The sequence below is a fragment of the Pseudoxanthomonas dokdonensis genome (assembly GCF_001431405.1).
GTDB classification, from domain to species: domain Bacteria; phylum Pseudomonadota; class Gammaproteobacteria; order Xanthomonadales; family Xanthomonadaceae; genus Pseudoxanthomonas_A; species Pseudoxanthomonas_A dokdonensis.
In genome coordinates this window covers 211,855-226,358 of the sequence record NZ_LDJL01000011.1, presented here as the reverse complement: position 1 = coordinate 226,358, position 14,504 = coordinate 211,855, and the positions used below count along the sequence as shown (strand labels likewise).

Genomic DNA, 14,504 nt, shown 5'->3' with positions numbered 1-14,504 from the left:
CGGCGGCGTCGCTAGCTGACGCCGTGCTGGCGTAACGCCCACGCGACGTGTTCACGCACCAGCGGCGACGGATGATCGCGGCGTGAGGCCAATGCCTGCAGGATGTCCGGGCGGCCAGGCGCGTTGCCCAGCGCCACGGCGATGTTGCGCAGCCAGCGCTCGTGGCCGCTGCGGCGGATCGCCGAGCCTTCGGTGCGGCGCAGGAATTCGTCTTCTTCCCAGGCAAACAACTGCGGCAGCGTGGCCACGTCCAGATCATTGCGGGCGCGGAAGTCCGGCTCGTCGTTGCGTTTGGCGAACTTGTTCCACGGACAGACCAGTTGGCAGTCGTCGCAACCGAAGATGCGGTTGCCAATCGGCTTGCGCAATGCTTCCGGGATGCTGCCGTCGTGTTCGATGGTCAGATAGGAAATGCAGCGGCGCGCGTCCAGCCGATGCGGGGCGATGATCGCCGCGGTCGGGCAGATATCGATGCAGCGCACGCAGCTGCCGCAATGGGCGCTGGCCGGTGCATCCACCGGCAACGGCAGGTCGACGTAGATTTCGCCGAGGAAAAACCACGAGCCGCCATCCTTGTCGATCAGGCAGGTGTGCTTGCCAATCCAGCCCAGTCCCGCGTTGCGGGCCAGAGCGCGTTCCAGCACCGGTGCCGAGTCGACGAACACCCGGTGGCCGAAGCTGCCGACTTCCTGCTGGATGCGCGACGCCAGCTGCTGCAAACGGTTGCGCATCAGCTTGTGGTAGTCGCGGCCCAGCGCGTAGCGGGCGACGTAGGCGCGCTGGCCATCGGCCAGGGTCTGCCAGGCTTCGTCGCCATCATTGCGGCCATAATCCAGGCCGACCGAGATCACCCGCAGCGTGCCCGGGATCAACTCGGCCGGTCGCGAACGCTTGCTGCCGTGCTGGGCCATCCAGTGCATGCTGCCGTACAGCCCGTTGGCCAGCCAGTCCTGCAGATGCGCTTCGTCCTGGGACAGGTTGATGTCGCTGATGCCGCAGCGCTGGAAGCCGAATTCCCGCGCCAGTCCGCGCACGCGCTGCGCCAGCGCCTGCAGCTGCGGCGGTGGCAAAGGGCGGGTGGCGGCGACCATCTCGGACATGCGTGCAGTATAGAATCCGGCGCATGTCCGCCACCTATCCGCTGTTCGACAATGCCGCCGGCAAAGCGCTGGACCAGCACGCCACCACTGCATTGGGCGGGGATGGCTATCTGCTGATGCAACGCGCCGGGCAGGCCGCATGGCAGTGCCTGCTGCAGCATTGGCCGCAGGCGCGACGGCTGGTCGTGGTCTGCGGCCCCGGCAACAACGGCGGCGACGGCTATGTACTGGCGCGGTTGGCGCGCCGTGCCGGACGCCAGGTCACGGTGGTCCATCTGCAAGCGCATTCGCCGCGCTCCGGGCTGGCGCAGCGCGCATGTACCGACTATCTGGGCGTCGGCGGCCAGGTTGAGTGGTTCCAACACGAACTGCCCGACGCGGATGTCGTTGTCGACGCGCTGTTCGGCATCGGCCTGGATCGTGCGCCGGATGCGGCTTCGTCGCGATTGATCGACGCCATCAACAGCCAGCCGGCACCGGTTTTGGCGCTGGACGTGCCCAGTGGCGTGGATGCGCAGCGGGGCAGCGTCGCCACGGTCGCGGTCGTGGCCAGTTGCACGCTTCAGTTCATAGGCCAGCACATCGGCCTGCGCACCGGCGCGGCGCTGGAATACGGCGGCGCGTTGGCATTCGATGATCTGGACGTGCCGGTGCAGGTGTTCGCGCAGGTCGCTGCGCAGGCGACGCTGCTGGAGCCGGAATTCATTTCACGCTGCCTGCTGGCGCGAAGACGCAATACCCACAAAGGCGAGTCGGGGCGGGTGGTCTGTGTCGGCGGTGGTCATGGCACCGCCGGAGCCGTGGTTCTCGCTGCCGAAGCCGCACTGCGCAGTGGGGCGGGGCTGGTCGCCGTTGCCACCCGCGAGCGGCATCTGCCGGCGATCCTCGCCCGTCGCCCGGAGATCATGGCCCACGGCATCGAGTCCGGTGATGACCTGCCACCATTGCTGGCGACCGCCGACTGCATCGCCTTGGGGCCTGGCCTGGGGCAGGGCGAATGGGCGAGCGGCCTGCATGCATTGACGATGGCCAGCGGCAAACCGCTGGTATTGGATGCTGACGCTCTCAACCTGTTGGCCAAGCGTCCTGCGCCGCTGGTCGACGCCATCCTGACCCCGCATCCGGGCGAAGCCGCGCGCTTGCTCGACAGTGATACGTCCAGCATCCAGCGCGATCGGTTTGCCGCCGCGCAGGCGCTGGTCGAACGCTTTCAAAGCGTGATTGTGTTGAAGGGCGCCGGCACCATCATTGCCGCGCCAGGGCAACTGCCGCGGGTGATCAATGCCGGCAATCCGGGCATGGCCGTCGGCGGCATGGGCGATCTGTTGACGGGGGTGATCGCAGCGTTGCGCGGGCAGGGGCTGGCCGCATTCGAGGCCGCCAGCGCAGGTGCCTTGATCCATTCGCTGGCCGCCGACGAAGCAGCCGCCAAGGAAGGCGAGCGTGGCCTGCTGCCCAGTGACCTGCTGCCCTGGCTGCGGTACTGGGTCAATCACTAGCGGCAGGTGACGGTCGCAAACAACAGCGGAGCGCTTCGCCGGCTCGCGGCCAATCGTGCAGCCAATCGACCGTGGCCGGTACAGCGCGGGGCGCGATGCATCAGCTCAAAAAGCCGCCGACACGCTCTAAACTAACGCCCATGCAGATATTCCTGTCCGACAGCGATGCCACCGACCGATTGGGCCAGATGCTCGCCGCCAGCCGGCCTTCGCAGGCGGTGCTGCATCTGCAGGGCGATCTGGGTGCCGGCAAATCGACGCTGGCCCGTGCCTTGTTACGCGCCCTGGGCGTCAGCGGGCCGATCCGCAGCCCCACCTATACCCTGATCGAGCGTTATCCGCTAGACGATGGCGGCCAGGCCTGGCATCTCGATCTGTATCGGATTGGCGACGCCGGCGAGCTGGAATTCCTGGGCCTGGACGAGGCCGTGGCCACGCTCTGGCTGGTGGAATGGCCCGAGCGCGGGAGTGGTGCGCTGCCGGCCGCCGACCTGCGGATCCATCTGCAGATGCAGGATCAGGGCCGGCAGGTCGAGCTGTGCGCCGACAGTGCTCAGGGGACCGAATGGTTGCAGCGGTTGGCCAATAACATGCACTTGCCGCGATCAGCTGGCTAGTCTGCTCAGGAAGATCCGGCAGGTTACGGATTATTAAGGGAAAAGTTCTTGCAATCACGATCGGATGATGGTTGAATCCGGTTCATGCGCAGCGGCGACCTCCTTTCCAGTACCTGGCATCGCCTGACGGCGATGACCGCACTTGCCTTGGCGATCGCCGCACCCGTATCGGCCGGCGAAGTGCAGCAGGTGCTGGTTGCCAACGGCGCCGCAGGCACTCGCGCCGAAGTCGAGCTGCGTGGCCAGGGCGAATTCAAGACCCTGACATTGAGCAATCCGGAGCGGCTGGTCGTCGATCTGCCCGCCTCCAGCGCCACCCGCAATCTCAAGCTGCCAGCCGGTGCCGGCATCGTGCGGTCGGTCCGCACCGGCCAGCCGCAGCCGGGTACCTTGCGCATCGTTTTCGACCTGGCCGAGCAAGTGGTCGCGCTGAAGCCGCGGGTCGAGCCCTCCGCCTCCGGAGCCCGCCTGATCATTGAATGGCCGGGTGACGGCAGCGCACCTGCGACAACTGCGGCCACCGTCGCTGCGGGCGCAGCGAAGCCACCGGTATCGTCAACGGCCAGTGTTGAAACCGCCGCGCCGGCCGGCAATCCGGCCGATGCCGCGCGTGCGACGGCTGCGCTGACTTCGCAAGTGGTATTGGCTTCCAGCACCACCACGGCTTCAGCAACGTCATCGCCCAGCGCCGTCGTACCGACCCCGGTTGCCAGTGCTGCATCGGCAACCCGCGGCAGCGCGCCGTCGCCGCAGGCCATTCTCAATGGCCAGGCCACGACCGCGGCGGTGACCAGTTCCGTGGCGGCGAGCCCGGTGGCCACCAGCACCGCACCGCCAGCGGCCAGCGCCGGCAACTACACCATTGCCACCGGCAAGCCGGCGCCGGTACAGAACACGCCGGAAAAAGCCGTGACCAGTGCGCCGCCGTTGCGTGAAATCGCCGCTGGCAGTCGCTCGCTGGTGATCGCCATCGACCCCGGCCATGGTGGCCAGGATTCCGGTGCCGTCGGCAAGAACGGCACTTACGAAAAGAACGTGGTGCTGGCGATCGGTCGCGAGCTTGCGCGGCAGATCAATGCCACCCCCGGCATGAAGGCTTACATGACGCGTGACAGCGATGTTTTCATCCCGCTGCCGATGCGCGCACGCAAGGCGCGTGCAGCCGGCGCCGACATGTTTGTCTCGATTCACGCCGACGCAGCGGAAAACCGCAGCGCCCAGGGCTCGTCGGTCTATGTGCTGTCGCTGAAAGGTGCCTCGTCGCAACGCGCACGCTGGCTAGCCGACAAGGAAAACGCCTCGGATCTGATTGGCGGCGTACCGTTGCAGAAGGACACGCTGTCAGCGGTGTTGCTGGACCTGGCCCAGAGCGGCCACATGAAAGCTTCCGAGGACGCGGCCAATCACGTGCTCGATGGCCTCAAGCGCGTTGGCAACAACCACAAGCCGCATATCGAACGCGCCAACTTCGCGGTCCTGCGCACCTCTGACATGCCGGCGATGCTGGTGGAGACGGCGTTCATCTCCAACGCTGAAGAAGAGCGCCGGCTGAAAGACCCCGCCTACCAGCGCAAGGTTGCCGGGGCGGTGCTGGATGGGGTCAACACCTACTTCCTGCGCCAGCCGCCTCCGGGCACGCTGTATGCCGCGCGTGCGCGTGCCGAAGCGCAGGCCCGTGAAGTCGCCAGCAACGGCAGCGCCGGATCGCCCTGAGTCGCCGGCGACTCGCCACGTTGAAGAGGGCGTGCCTTGGCGTTGGCCCGCCGATGCAGGCACTGGGCTATCATCGACGCTGATTTCCGTTGACGACGCGACTGCGTCGCCCCCCTGTGCCGATACGCCAGCTGCCCGAAACCCTGATCAACCAGATTGCCGCCGGCGAGGTGGTGGAACGACCGTCCTCGGTCGTCAAGGAACTGGTTGAGAACGCGCTGGACGCAGGCGCCACCCGGGTTGACATCACCCTCGAAGAGGGCGGTGCCAGACTTATCCGGATTCGCGACAACGGCATCGGTATTGCCGCCGACGAATTGCCGCTGGCGGTCTGCCGGCACGCCACCAGCAAGATTGCCTCACTGGATGACCTGGAAGCCGTGTCGACGCTGGGATTTCGTGGCGAAGCGCTGCCGTCGATTGCGTCGGTCAGCCGTTTTTCGCTGACCTCGCGGCCGGCGGGCAGCGAACATGGCCACGGCTTGCTGGTGGATGGCGGCAAGGCCGGCCAGGTGTCGCCCAAACCGCATCCACCGGGCACCACGGTGGAAGTGCGCGATTTGTTCTACAACGTGCCGGCGCGAAAGAAGTTCCTGCGCGCCGAGCGCACCGAGTTCGGCCATGTCGAGGAATGGCTGCGTTCGTTGTTGCTGGCGCGGCCGGACATAGAACTGCGGATCAGCCACAACGACAAGTCGACGCGCCGCTACCCGGCCAGCCGGAGTGATCCGATGCAGCGGCTGCGTGACACCTTGTCCGCGGAATTTGCCGAACACGCGCTGCAGATCGAACACGCTGCCGCCGACATGCGTGTGCATGGCTGGATTGCCTTGCCCGGCCATACCCGAGCCAGTGCGCAACAGCAGTACCTGTATGTCAACGGCCGCCCGGTGCGCGATCGCAACATGGCCCACGCCATCAAGAGCGGCTACCAGGACGTGGTCTTCCATGGCCGTTATCCGGCCTGCGTGCTGTTCCTGGAACTGGACCCGCGACGGGTCGACGTCAACGTCCATCCTGCCAAGCACGAAGTGCGGTTTCGTGACGCACGCATGGTCCATGACTTCATCCAGCGTACGCTGCATGAAGCCTTGGCCGACACCCGCGCCCAATCCAACCAGTCCTGGCAGTCGCAGTCGGATGTACCTGCCTATCAACATGCGGCGACCACCTCATGGTGGGCAGGCGGTACGGGCACGCCGTCGGCGCGCTCGATCGCTGACACGCGCGCAGCCTATCAACAACTGTACGCGGCACCGGCCGCCCCGGTAGCGAAGAATCACGCTGGTAACACCACCGAAGCGGCAGCAACCGGAGTGCCCGCGCTGGGCTATGCCATCGCACAACTGCATGGCCGCTACATCCTGGCCGAGAACGCACAGGGACTGGTGATTGTCGATCCGAGTGACGCGCAGACCCGGCAGGCCAAGGCATTGCTGGAAGCTGCCCTGCGCAAGGGACCGCTGGCGACCCAGGCACTGTTGTTACCGGAGACATTTGCCGTTGACGACGACGCCTGCGCGTCAGTGCAATCGTGCCTCGATGTCTGGAAGCAGCTGGGCTTCGATCTGCTGGTCAAGGCCGATGCCATCGAGATCCGTGGCGTGCCAATGCTGCTGGCACATCTGGAGGTGGTTGGATTGGTGCGGACGCTGTTATCGATGCAGCCGGCTTCAGTGCAGGTGTGGGTCGATGCCCTGTCGGCTTATGCCGGCCAGGCCATGCAGCGGCGTCTGAGCCTGACCGAAATGAACGCGCTGATGCGCAGTATCGAAGCCGCCAGCGGTGGCAACGGGGCATTGGCGCGCGGTGTTGCCGTGCATCGGTCACTGGCCGAGATTGAACAATGGTTCGACAGGGGGAAATGACATGTCCAGATACATGAGCCGCGGCCTGACCGCCATCTTCGTGCTGCTGTTGTTGTGCGGGTGTGGCGATGGCTCCGGTGGTGCCCACAAGCCGGCGAAAGCGGCAGCGATGGATCCGGCTTTCGTTGCCGGAAACACCGCGTGGCGAACGCAACGGCAACAGGATCTGCTGCAGCCCGATGGCTGGACCAGCCTGGTGGGTCTGCATTGGCTGGAACTGAAGGCGCACTACATCGGCAGCGGCGCCGCCAGCGGTATTCGTCTGGCGGTCGGCCCGGCAAAACTGGGCATGGTGTCGCAGCAAGGGGATGCGGTGTATTTCACTCCCGAGCCCGGCCTGGCGTTGACCTATAACGGCGAGCCATTGACCGGCAGGGTGGAATTCATGGATGACCACCAGGCGACACCGGGTGTCATCGGGTTTGACGATGGCAAAGGCAAGATGACGCTGATCCAGCGCGGCGGTCGACATGCGTTGCGGGTGAAACACGCCGATGCGGCCAGCCGCACTCAATTTTCCGGCCTTCAGTACTGGCCGCTGGATCCGGGCTGGAAGGTGCAGGCGCGCTTCATCGCCAATCCGCCGGACAGCACGCTGCCCATGGTCGACATCATCGGTACAACCACTGACGCGCCCAGTCCCGGTGTCGTCGAATTCCAGCACGCTGGCCAGACGTATCGTCTACAGGCACTGGCCGGTGAGAACGGTGGTCTGTTTCTGGTCTTTGCTGATCGCACCAGCGGCCACGGCAGTTATCCGGCAGGGCGCTTCCTCGACACGGTGGCACCGCTGAACGGCAAGCTGACCCTGGATTTCAATCAATCGTACAACCCGCCGTGCGCGTTCACTCCGTTCGCCACCTGTCCCCTGCCGCCGGCGGACAACCGCCTGGACGTGGCCATCGAGGCCGGCGAGAAAGCGTACAGGCACGGCACGGAAACTCACTGACAAAGGATGAAGATGGCACCCACGATTCGCCGGAGCCTGGTTACTGGCCTTCTGATGACGGCTGCATGGGCCTGTTCCGCCAGCCCAGCGCAGGATCTTTCACCACCTGCGGGCGACGAACCAGGCCTGATTGCCCGGCAAACGCCACCGGTGCCGTTGTTGTGGAAGGTATCCGACGACGACAACGCGGTGTACCTGCTCGGTTCCTTCCACCTGCTGCGGCCGGATGATTATCCGCTGTCGGCCGATGTCGACGCGGCATACGCCGACGCTGAGTCGTTGATGTTCGAGCTGTCACCGGACGAAATGCAATCGGCCGATCTGTCCTCGCGGATGACCCGGGCCGCCATTCGCACCGACGGCAACGTGTTGCGCGAAGACCTGGACGAGGCTACCTGGCAGAAGCTGGATGACTACGCCAGTCGCAACGGGCTGCCGCTGGTCAATCTGTCTACCTTCGAACCCTGGTTTGTCGCCCTGACCATCAGCCTGATCGAGATGGGCAAACAGGGTCTGGACCCCGGCCTGGGCCTGGACAATCATTTCATGCAGGCCGCTGCCGCCGATGGCAAGCCAACCGTGGGACTGGAGCAGGCGCAGGAGCAGATTGACCTGCTCGACGGCATGGACAAGCAAGAGCAGATCCAGTTCGTGCGCGAAGTACTTGACGAAGCCGACGCCGGTGCCGCCGAAACCGAGAAGCTCCACGCTGCCTGGCGCGCCGGTGATGCCGCCACGCTAGGCAATGAAATGGCCGCCGAGATGAAGCGCGAATACCCGCGCCTGTACCAGCGCATCAATGTCGAACGCAATGACAAATGGGTGCCGCGCATCGAACAGCAGCTGTCGCGCCCCGGCAGCGACGACACCCTGGTGGTGGTCGGTGCCCTGCATCTGCTGGGTGCCGATGGCGTGGTGCAGAAGCTGAAGGCCGAAGGTTATCGGGTAGAGCGCATTTGTTCGGCATGCAGCAACAGCGATGACTAGCAGCCAGTCGCGTTTCCTTGCCGCGGCGACTGCATTGAATGGTGGGCAGTGGTCCGAGGCCTGGCGGATTTCATCATTGGCACTGACTGACTTTCCCGATCACGATGGGCTCCATTTTGTGGCCGGCGTTGCCAGCCGCCATCTGGGCGACAGCGAACGGGCTTGCCTGCATCTGTCACATGCCGCGCAGCTGCAGCCAGCGCGCGCGGACTACGTGGCGCACTTGGCGGCGGCCTTGGCGGCAGACCATCGATTGCCAGACGCTCTGCGCGAGGCAGATCGTGCGGTTTCCCTGGGGGCCGCTGACAGGCGTTCGCTGGAGTTGCTGGGCCACATCTATAACCAGGCCAATGCCATAGAACAGTCAGTGGCTATCTTCCAGCGTGCCGTCGAACTGTTTCCGGGCGATGCGGGATTGCGGTTCCATCTGGCGGAGGGATGGACGTATCTGGGCGATAATGACAAGGCCGAGCGGGAATACGGCCATTGCCTGCGGCTTCAACCCTCACATTGGCCAGCGTACCTGGCCCGTTCACGGCTGCGAAAGCAAAGCCTGGATCGCAACCACCTGGCTGAAATGATGTTGCGTCTGCGGCAGGCAGAGGGCGACCAACTGGCTGCGCTATATCTGAACACAGCGCTGTACAAAGAGTTGGAAGATCTTGGCCAGTTCAGCAGGGCGTTCTGGCATCTGTCAGCTGGAAAGCGCGCATGGAAGACACGCCTCGGCTATCGTAGCGAGCAGGATCAAGCTATTTTCAACAAGCTGCAGAGCTTCCCGTTTGACCGTCATGCTACGTCAGGATGCGAAAGCGCCGAACCTGTTTTCGTCTTTGGGATGCCGCGCACGGGCACGACACTGGTAGAAAGAATCATCAGCAGCCACGGGCACGTCACCCCGGTGGGGGAGCGCAACAGCTTCCTGGTCGCCATGTCCCGCCAGCTGGCGATGCCGCCGGGTTCACTGTCTACGTTGCTGGACAGTCTGGCAAGCAATCCGCTGGACTGGCGCGCATTGGGCCAGCATTATCTGGAGGAGACAAGGCCGGCCCAAGGAACGATGCGGTTCCTGGATAAACTACCGCACAATTTCATGTATGCCGGATTCATTGCCAAGGCGTTCCCGAACGCAAGAATGATCTGTCTTCGCCGGGATCCCATGGACACCTGTCTAGCAAATTTCAGCCAGGTGTTCAGCCTTGAGTCGCCGAACTACGACTACAGCTTCGACATTCTCGATACCGGAAGTTACTACTTGATGTTTGATGCTTTGATGGCGCACTGGCAGCGCAGCTTTCCTGGGCGGATACTTGAAGTCAGCTATGAAGATCTGGTCCAGCGACAGGAAGAAACCACTCGGATGCTGCTGGAACACTGCGGTCTGGAGTGGCAGCAAGCCTGCCTGGAATTCGAGCGCAATCCGCATGCAGTGACAACGGCAAGCGCGGTACAGGTTCGCTCACCCATCTATCGTTCCTCTTTGCAGCGTTGGAAACGCTACGAAACGGAACTGGAGCCGCTTCGCGAGCTGCTGGGTGACAAGGTGTCCCACCGCCATTCGCACTGATGCGGCGAGCCGCTGCAAACCCTTATCTGGATCCATATGATGGACGTCAAAAACATTTATGAAGACGCGGTGCATGCACTGAACCGCAACGACTGGCTCAACGCCCAGCGTCTGGCGATGAGCATCCTGCGCCAGCACCCGGAACACGCCGGGATTCCATTCGTGGCCGGGGTGGCGTCGATGCAGCTCGGGCAGATGCCGTTGGCCGCTGAGCTGCTGAAACGTGCACACCTGCTCAATCCATCACGCGCCGATTATGCCGCCCAGTACGCGCGCGCGTTGGCCAGTGGCCGCTTCACCCGTGAGTCCTGCGAGATCGCCGACAAGGCGATGGCATTGGCGCCGACCGATCCGATGACCCTGGATACGCTGGGCGTGGTCTACACGCAGGCCAACGAACACCACAAGGCTATTGCCGCCTTCCGGCAGGCGGTCGACTGCATGCCGGATGAGGCTGGCTTTCGTTTCAATCTGGCGACCTCATTGACCTTCAGTGGTGATCTGCAGCAGGCCGAACAGCAGTACCTGGCCTGTCTGCAGCGGGCCCCGGACTACTGGAAGGCCTATCTGGCGTTGTCGCAGCTACGCCGCCAACAGCCAGACGACAACCATGTGCAGGCTTGGCAGGCGCGGCTGGCCGAATATGGCCATGACCGCGAGGCGCGTCTGTACCTGCAACTCGCGTTGGCCAAGGAATACGAGGACCTGCGCCAGTATCCTCAGGCGTTCGATGCCTTGACTGCCGGCAAATCCGCCATGCACGAGGTGCGTGGATCGTCGAGCCAGCGTGACCAACGGATATTCGATGCCATTCGCAGCGCATGGCTGTCACTGCCCACGGCCTCCACGCCAGCCAGCGACAGTGCCGAGCCGATATTCATCCTCGGCATGCCGCGCTCGGGTACCACCCTGGTCGAGCGGATCATTTCCAGCCATCCGGATGTCCACAGTGCCGGCGAACTGCAGAATTTCAGTGTCCTGCTGAAACGGGCCAGTGGCAGTCGCAGCGCGGAGATGCTGGACGTGGATACGCTGCAGCGGTTGGCCGGCATCGACTGGAAAGCACTGGGGGATGGCTACGTGCAGAGCACCCGTCCCGGTACCGGAAGGCATCCGCGTTTCATCGACAAGCTGCCGCACAATTTCCTGTACGCGGGGTTCATTGCGCGGGCGCTGCCGAACGCGAAAATCATCTGCCTGCAACGCAACCCCATGGACACCTGCCTGGGCAATTTCAAGCAGTTGTTCGCGCTCAGCTCGCGGTACTACGACTATTCGTTTGATCTGATGGATGCCGGACGGTATTACTTGATGTATCGGGATCTGATGGCGTTCTGGCAGCAGCAGTTGCCGGGTCGCATCCTGCAGATCCAGTACGAGGACATCGTCGAAGCACAGGAACGGAAATCGCGTGAACTGCTGGAATTCTGCGGATTGCCCTGGGACGATGCCTGCCTTGAATTCCACCGCAATGACGCGCCGGTCGCCACCGCCAGCGCCATCCAGGTGCGTTCGCCGATCTATCGCGATGCCCTGCAACGCTGGAAGAAATACGAATCGCAGCTGCAACCGTTGCGGACCTTGCTGGAATCAGCCGGAGTGGCGATCTAGCGGCTCGCCACGATTTCGATGCAATCAACAGGGCAGGCCGGAATGCACAGCTCGCAACCGGTGCACAGGGGCTCGATCACCACGTGCATCTGTTTGGCGGCGCCGATGATGGCGTCGACCGGACAGGCCTGGATGCATTTGGTGCAGCCGATGCAGTCGGCTTCGACAATGACCACTGGCAGTGCAGGCTTGTGCAGGCCGCGGCTGCGGTCGTACGGCAGGGGATCGACCCGCAGCAGTGCCGCCAGCGCACGGGCGCCGCTGTCACCGCCGGGCGGGCAATGATCCGGGCCGGCGCTGCCGGCAGCCATCGCTTCTGCATAGGGCCGACAACCGTTGAAACCGCATTGCCGGCATTGGGTCTGCGGCAATACGCGGTCCAGGCGGTCGGCAAGAGTCAACATCGCCGGGTCCGTCTCAGCGGACCGGCATGCCCGGTTTGGCGGTGTCATCGGCGTCCAGCAGCGCCAGTTCGTTGGCATCGAAGCCGGCGGACAGAATCATGCCCTCGCTGAGGCCGAAACGCATCTTGCGCGGCGCCAGATTGGCGATGAACACGACGTTGCGGCCAATCAGCTTGTCCGGTTCGGCATAGCTGGCGCGGATGCCGGAAAAGATCTGGCGGCTGCCCAGCTCGCCCGCATCCAGTTCGAAGCGCAGCAGCTTGTCGGAACCTTCGACAAACTCGCATTGCACGACCTTGCCGATACGCAGGTCGAGTTTGGCAAAGTCATCGATGCCGATGAGCTTGCCTGTATCCTGGTCGGCGACAGGTGCGGCCTGGGGCTTCGCGGCGGGCTTGGCCTGTGGGCTGGCAACAGCTGCGGCAGCCGGTGCCAGGGTGTCTTTGGATGCGTCGGTCATGGCGGCAATCAGTTTCGGATCAATACGGGTGAACAGTGGCTGGTAAGGCTGTACCGCGTGGGCCAGCAGCGGCTGTTGCAGGTCCTGCCAGGCCCCCGTCGGCGCCGCCAGGAAGGCTTCGGCCTGTGCGCTGGTGGCTGGCAACACCGGCTTCAGCGCGGTGACCAGTACCCGGAACAGGTTGAGGCCCTGCGTACATACCGCCTGCAACTGCTCGTCGGCGCCTTCCTGCTTGGCGATCACCCACGGCTTGTGTTCGTCGATATAGCGGTTGGCCTCGTCGGCCAGTGCCATGGTCTGGCGGATCGCGGCGGCGGCATCGTTGCGTTCGTAGGCAGCGGCGATGGCGTCGGTGGCGTCGACAAAGCGCTGGTACATGGCCGGGTCGGGCAGGGCCGCGGCCAACTTGCCACCGAAGCGTTTCTCGATGAACCCGGCGCAGCGGCTGGCCAGGTTGACGAACTTGCCGACCAGATCGGCATTGACCCGGGCGGTGAAATCGCCGAGGTTCAAATCCAGATCATCGACCCCCCCTGACGATTTGGCCGCGTAGTAATAACGCAGTGCTTCCGGCTGCAGGCCGACATCCAGATAGGTGCGGGCCATGATGAACGTGCCGCGCGACTTCGACATCTTGGCGCCGTCGACGGTCAGATAGCCGTTGACATGCAAGCGGGTGGGTGCCCGGAAGCCGACGCCATTGAGCACCGCCGGCCAGAACAGGCCGTGGAAATTGACGATGTCCTTGCCGATGAAGTGATGCAGCTCAGTGCTGGTGCCGGCCTGCAGGTGGGCGTCGAAATCGATTCCCTGCTGGCGGCACAATGCCTGGAAGCTGCTCAGATAGCCGATCGGTGCGTCCAGCCAGACGTAGAAATACTTGCCTGGCGCGCCGGGTATCTCGAAGCCGAAATAAGGCGCGTCGCGGGAAATGTCCCAGGCCCGCAGGCCACCTTCGGCATCCAGCCATTCGCGTAGTTTGGCTTTGACCCCGGGCAGGGCGACATCGCCGGCCAGCCACTGGCGCAGGAAGTCCTGGAAGCGGCCGACTTCGAAGAAATAATGGTCGGAATCGCGCAGCTCGGGCGTCGCCCCGGACAGCACCGAACGTGGATCCTTGAGCTCGGTTGGCGCGTAGGTGGCACCGCAGACTTCGCAGTTGTCGCCGTACTGGTCGGCCGAACCACAATTGGGACAGATGCCCTTGATGTAGCGGTCAGGCAGGAACATGCCCTTGGCCGTGTCATAGAACTGCGCCACGCTGCGGCGGGCGATATGGCCGCCGGCTTGCAGGCGCTGGTAGAACGACTCGGTCAGCGCCTTGTTGTGGGCCGAGTTGGTCGAGTCGTAATGATCGAATGCCACGCCGAAGCCGGCGAAATCGCGCTCATGGCTGGCCTGGATATTGGCGATGAAGGCTTCCGGCGTCACCCCGGCCTTCTCGGCGGCCAGCATGATCGGGGTGCCGTGGGTGTCGTCGGCGCATACGAACCAGGTCGTGTCGCCGCGCATCCGCCGTGCGCGCACCCAGATATCAGCCTGGATGTAGCCCACCAGGTGGCCCAGGTGCAGCGGACCGTTGGCATAGGGCAGGGCGGTAGTGACGAGGGCGTTGCGGCTCATGGCGTTCGACGTGCGGGGAATTGCCCATTATCGCATGCAGGAATGCAAACAGCCCGGCGGACCGGGCTGTTCGGAGTTGCGGGTGGTGGCAGCCGCGGTGACGGTC

11 protein-coding genes are annotated in these 14,504 nt (G+C 64.1%); 8 read left to right on the top strand and 3 right to left on the bottom strand.

The features are described from left to right. Positions 1–11: 11 nt before the first annotated feature. The gene (gene queG, locus ABB29_RS10720; protein WP_425414766.1) at positions 12–1,091 is read right to left on the bottom strand and encodes a tRNA epoxyqueuosine(34) reductase QueG; all 1,080 of its coding nucleotides are present in this window, start codon (positions 1,089–1,091) and stop codon (positions 12–14) included. Between the two features lie 32 nt (positions 1,092–1,123). Here queG and ABB29_RS10715 point away from each other — a divergent pair, with 32 nt between their 5' ends. The 8 genes from ABB29_RS10715 to ABB29_RS10680 all read left to right on the top strand — a co-directional run bounded on the left by ABB29_RS10715 (position 1,124) and on the right by ABB29_RS10680 (position 11,911). Continuing rightward, positions 1,124–2,599 carry a bifunctional ADP-dependent NAD(P)H-hydrate dehydratase/NAD(P)H-hydrate epimerase gene (locus ABB29_RS10715; protein WP_057658868.1) on the top strand — a complete coding sequence of 492 codons (1,476 nt, stop codon included), beginning with the start codon at positions 1,124–1,126 and terminating at the stop codon, positions 2,597–2,599. A 140-nt stretch (positions 2,600–2,739) separates the two neighbouring features. After that, a complete protein-coding gene (tsaE, locus tag ABB29_RS10710) occupies positions 2,740–3,216 on the top strand; it encodes a tRNA (adenosine(37)-N6)-threonylcarbamoyltransferase complex ATPase subunit type 1 TsaE (protein WP_057658866.1) in 477 nt (158 codons plus the stop codon). An 84-nt stretch (positions 3,217–3,300) separates the two neighbouring features. Next, positions 3,301–4,929 carry an N-acetylmuramoyl-L-alanine amidase gene (locus ABB29_RS10705; protein ID WP_057658865.1) on the top strand — a complete coding sequence of 543 codons (1,629 nt, stop codon included), beginning with the start codon at positions 3,301–3,303 and terminating at the stop codon, positions 4,927–4,929. An 89-nt stretch (positions 4,930–5,018) separates the two neighbouring features. Next, positions 5,019–6,797 carry a DNA mismatch repair endonuclease MutL gene (gene mutL, locus ABB29_RS10700; RefSeq protein ID WP_245622605.1) on the top strand — a complete coding sequence of 593 codons (1,779 nt, stop codon included), beginning with the start codon at positions 5,019–5,021 and terminating at the stop codon, positions 6,795–6,797. A 1-nt stretch (position 6,798) separates the two neighbouring features. Further along, the gene (locus ABB29_RS10695; RefSeq protein WP_245622604.1) at positions 6,799–7,746 is read left to right on the top strand and encodes a DUF1684 domain-containing protein; all 948 of its coding nucleotides are present in this window, start codon (positions 6,799–6,801) and stop codon (positions 7,744–7,746) included. Positions 7,747–7,800: 54 nt separating this feature from the next. Then, positions 7,801–8,733 (top strand): TraB/GumN family protein, encoded by a 933-nt coding sequence (locus ABB29_RS10690; RefSeq protein WP_245622602.1) that lies wholly within the window; start codon positions 7,801–7,803, stop codon positions 8,731–8,733. Next, complete coding sequence (locus tag ABB29_RS10685) at positions 8,726–10,300, top strand: tetratricopeptide repeat-containing sulfotransferase family protein (RefSeq protein WP_057658857.1); 1,575 nt, start codon at positions 8,726–8,728, stop codon at positions 10,298–10,300. The genes ABB29_RS10690 and ABB29_RS10685 overlap by 8 nt, the downstream gene beginning before the upstream one ends. A 39-nt stretch (positions 10,301–10,339) precedes the next feature. After that, on the top strand, positions 10,340–11,911 hold the full coding sequence (locus ABB29_RS10680) for a tetratricopeptide repeat-containing sulfotransferase family protein (RefSeq protein WP_342667059.1): 1,572 nt from the start codon (positions 10,340–10,342) through the stop codon (positions 11,909–11,911). On the opposite strand, the gene rnfB is transcribed toward ABB29_RS10680, so the two are convergent. Continuing rightward, a complete protein-coding gene (gene rnfB, locus ABB29_RS10675; protein WP_083487791.1) occupies positions 11,908–12,315 on the bottom strand; it encodes an Rnf electron transport complex subunit RnfB in 408 nt (135 codons plus the stop codon). The genes ABB29_RS10680 and rnfB overlap by 4 nt on opposite strands. 13 nt (positions 12,316–12,328) lie before the next feature. Beyond that, positions 12,329–14,398: a methionine--tRNA ligase gene (gene metG, locus ABB29_RS10670; RefSeq protein WP_057658852.1), complete on the bottom strand. Its 2,070-nt coding sequence runs from the start codon at positions 14,396–14,398 to the stop codon at positions 12,329–12,331. Positions 14,399–14,504: the final 106 nt, after the last annotated feature.